A 3,443-nucleotide genomic window follows, 5' to 3' on the forward strand; every position below is an offset into this window, starting at 1 on the left:
GAATTCGGCGGGCTTGGCTATCCCTTGCCTATGCCGGACGACGCGAAGCAGATTCTTTTGAAATATCGCGACAAGCATTTTGGCAGGCAGATGGAGACCGGCGGCAACACCACCATAGCCGTCATTGCCACCGATGCGATTCTCACCAAGGCTGCCGCAAAACGGCTGGCGATATCAGCGCATGACGGGTTCGTGCGCGCCATCTGGCCGACGCACACGCCGGCCGACGGCGACCTTGTGTTCGCGCTGGCGACGGGCACGAGCGGTATCGAGCTCGGAGCCGACGCGGCAATCGACCTTTACGCCGCTGCCGGTGCCACGATGGCGCGTGCCATCAGCCGCGGCGTGTTTGCCGCGACGCCTGCGGATGGCGATCTGTTTCCGGTCTGGTCGTCACGCTTGGGATGAAGCGAAGGGGTTGATCAGACCGGATCGGACTTTTCTTCCTCGAACGTCACCGCGACATCGGAATTCGCCGACAGCCAGACCTTTTTGCCATCGACCTCGGCAATGAGGCTCAGGGGAATGTAATGGTGATGGCCCTTGTGAGCGCCCTCGCCGCTATCGGCCTTGGTCAGCTTGATGCGCTGGCCGTCGACCTTGTCGACGGTGCCGACATGCACGCCGTCGGCGCCGACGACTTCCATATGCTCACGAATTTTGCTGGTGTCGGTCATGGTGGTTCTCCATTGGGACTGCCGACATTAACAAATGACGGGCCGATTGGATGCATTGGCTTTCGCACTGCACGACGTTTTGATTTCGTCGTGCTAGGGGATTGAAACGATCACGGGGGTGAAGACCGATGCGAATGCTCTTTCTGTTTGCCGTTGGCCTGCTTGCACAGTTTGCGACCTCGATCGCCGCACGTGCCGGCGATGTCGCCGAGCTTGAAATCCTCGGCTTCACCAAGGACGGCGGCGTCTTCGCTTTCGAGGAATATGGCGTGCAGGATGGATCGGGCTTTCCCTACGCCAACCGCTACTACATCGACACCAGCACCGACAGCTTCCTCAAGGGCACGCCGATCCGGGTCCGGCTCGAGGACGAGAATGCCAAACTGGACGCGGCGCGCCTTCAGGCCCGGCAAAAAGGCGAAGCCATTGTCAGCCAGGCCGAGCTGAGCGCCAACCGCGGCATCACTGCGGGTTTCAACCCAGTGACCGAGCTTTCGGCCGATCCGCACCGGATGGCGGTCAACCCGCGCCCGATCTTTTCGCCGGTAGACCCACCGCTCGAGTTCCGCCTCGATGAGGTCGGCATGAACAACACCGATGGTTGCGAGAGCCAGGGCGAGATCAATGGTTTCAGGCTGCTGCGCATAGAGGCGCAGGATGGCGGCACCACCAAGCTGCTGCACGAGGACAAGGCGATACCGAAAAGCCGGGGTTGCCCGAACGGCTATCGCATCGGTGCCGTGCAGACCTTTTCAATCGACAGTCTGAGCGCCTATGCGGTGCTGATCGCGGTGCGCCAATACGGCTTCGAGGGGCCGGACTTTCGCTGGATCGCGGTGACCGGCCGGCTGTGACACCGCTTGTTCAACCCGCCAGGCTCGATCGTGCGCTGAACCGCCTTCGCCACGCGATACCGACGCCGCGCACGGCGTTTTTCGGCGCCTTGTGGTGGGCGGCAACGATGGGCGCCAGTGCGCTCGTCACCCTGTTTTTGGACGACTGGGAGACACCGGCGAAAATCCGCATTGTCACCTTGCTGTTCGCAGTGGGAGCTGCGCTGGCCTTTCCGATTGGCCTGTTTGCGGCGCGGCTGGTGTCGCAGGGAAGGCGCTGGGAAGTCGCCTTCGCGGCGGCGTTCGTGTGCCTCGCCGCGGCGACGATCGGCCTGACCGGCGGGCTGTTTGCCTTGCAGTACCGCTCCTATTACGCCGAGTGGCATGCACCTGCTTTCACCCACACCTGGGCCCTCCAGTTCGTCTTCACGACGTTGATTGCGCTCTATCAGTTCGTGGTGCTGGGCATCCGGCTTTATTTTCCGCTGGGTTTCGTCGCCCTGTTTGCAGCGGGCGTCTGGTTTGCGCGCCAGCAGCGTTGAGCATTTTGTCCGCCTCTGTTAGGACGCGGGCAAACTTCTCGATACGTCAGGACTGACCGATGATCCCTCGCTATTCCCGGCCGGAAATGGTCGCCATCTGGTCGCCCGAAACCCGGTTCCGCATCTGGTTCGAGATCGAAGCCTATGCGTGCGATGCATTGGCCGAACTCGGCGTCATCCCCAGGGAAGCGGCAAAAACCATCTGGGAAAAGGGCAGTGCGGCAAAATTCGATGTCGAGGCGATCGACGAGATCGAGCGCGTCACCAAGCATGACGTCATTGCCTTCCTCACTCATCTTGCCGAATTCGTCGGGCCGGATGCGCGCTTCATCCACCAGGGCATGACGTCTTCCGACGTTCTCGACACCTGCTTTGCCGTGCAGCTTACCCGCGCCAGCGACATCCTGCTCGCCGACATCGACGGCCTGCTTGCAGCACTGAAGCGCCGTGCCTTCGAGCACAAGGACACCGTCACCATTGGCCGCAGCCACGGCATCCATGCCGAGCCGACCACCTTCGGCGTCAAGCTGGCGCAGGCCTATGCCGAGTTCTCGCGCTGCCGCGAACGCCTGGTGCATGCGCGCGAAGACATCGCCACCTGCGCGATTTCGGGCGCGGTCGGCACCTTTGCCAACATCGACCCCTATGTCGAGGAACATGTCGCGGCAAAGCTCGGCCTGAAGCCCGAGCCGGTGTCGACGCAAGTGATTCCGCGCGACCGCCATGCCATGTTCTTCGCCACGCTCGGTGTCATCGCCTCGTCGGTCGAGCGGCTGTCGATCGAAATCCGGCATTTGCAGCGCACCGAAGTGCTGGAAGCGGAAGAGTATTTTTCGCCGGGCCAAAAGGGTTCATCGGCAATGCCGCACAAGCGCAACCCGGTGCTGACCGAAAACCTCACCGGCCTTGCCCGCATGGTGCGCTCCATGGCGCTCCCGGCGATGGAGAATGTGGCACTCTGGCACGAGCGCGACATCTCGCATTCCTCGGTCGAGCGCATGATCGGGCCGGACGCCACGGTGACGCTCGATTTCGCGCTGTCACGGCTGACCGGCGTCATCGACAAGCTGCTCGTCTATCCCGAGAACATGCTGAAGAACATGAACAAGTTCCGCGGTCTCGTGCATTCGCAGCGCGTCATGCTGGCGCTGACGCAGGCCGGCCTGTCGCGTGAAGACTCCTACCGCCTGGTGCAGCGCAACGCCATGAGAGTGTGGGAGCAAGGCGCTGATTTTCTTGAGGAATTGTTGGCAGACAAGGAAGTGACCGCAGCGCTGCCGGAAGCCGAAATCCGCGAGAAATTCGACCTGGGCTATCACACCAAGCATGTCGACACGATCTTCAAGCGGGTGTTCGGGGAAGCTTGAGCTTCCTTCTCCCCGTCACTATAC

General features: G+C 61.8%; 5 protein-coding genes. 4 read left to right on the plus strand and 1 reads right to left on the minus strand.

All coding sequences use genetic code 11. The annotated features are described in order from the left end of the window. Positions 1-408 (plus strand): P1 family peptidase (locus EN993_RS33130; protein WP_206532460.1); only part of this gene is annotated, 408 nt, incomplete at its 5' end. A 14-nt stretch (positions 409-422) separates the two neighbouring features. Here EN993_RS33130 and EN993_RS33135 read toward each other — a convergent pair. Next, positions 423-677, minus strand: coding sequence for a DUF2171 domain-containing protein (locus tag EN993_RS33135; protein ID WP_013532118.1), 255 nt, complete (start codon positions 675-677; stop codon positions 423-425). Positions 678-805: 128 nt separating this feature from the next. Between EN993_RS33135 and EN993_RS33140 the strand changes: the two genes are divergently transcribed. The 3 genes from EN993_RS33140 (at position 806) to purB (ending at position 3,419) form a co-directional block, all read left to right on the plus strand. Next, complete coding sequence (locus EN993_RS33140; protein WP_127265980.1) at positions 806-1,531, plus strand: DUF2259 domain-containing protein; 726 nt, start codon at positions 806-808, stop codon at positions 1,529-1,531. A gap of 107 nt (positions 1,532-1,638) precedes the next feature. Continuing rightward, positions 1,639-2,052 (plus strand): hypothetical protein, encoded by a 414-nt coding sequence (locus tag EN993_RS33145; protein ID WP_109669836.1) that lies wholly within the window; start codon positions 1,639-1,641, stop codon positions 2,050-2,052. Between the two features lie 59 nt (positions 2,053-2,111). Then, on the plus strand, positions 2,112-3,419 hold the full coding sequence (gene purB, locus EN993_RS33150; protein ID WP_127265981.1) for an adenylosuccinate lyase: 1,308 nt from the start codon (positions 2,112-2,114) through the stop codon (positions 3,417-3,419). Positions 3,420-3,443 lie beyond the last annotated feature (24 nt).

The sequence above is a fragment of the Mesorhizobium sp. M7D.F.Ca.US.004.01.2.1 genome, from assembly GCF_003997785.1.
Classification (GTDB): domain Bacteria; phylum Pseudomonadota; class Alphaproteobacteria; order Rhizobiales; family Rhizobiaceae; genus Mesorhizobium; species Mesorhizobium loti.

Bases quoted from the DNA above. Each gene is read 5' to 3' on its own strand.
- EN993_RS33135 (WP_013532118.1), bottom strand. From the start codon at position 677: ATGACCGACACCAGCAAAATTCGTGAGCATATGGAAGTCGTCGGCGCC.
- EN993_RS33140 (WP_127265980.1), top strand. From the start codon at position 806: ATGCGAATGCTCTTTCTGTTTGCCGTTGGCCTGCTTGCACAGTTTGCG.
- EN993_RS33145 (WP_109669836.1), top strand. From the start codon at position 1,639: ATGGGCGCCAGTGCGCTCGTCACCCTGTTTTTGGACGACTGGGAGACA.
- purB (WP_127265981.1), top strand. From the start codon at position 2,112: ATGATCCCTCGCTATTCCCGGCCGGAAATGGTCGCCATCTGGTCGCCC.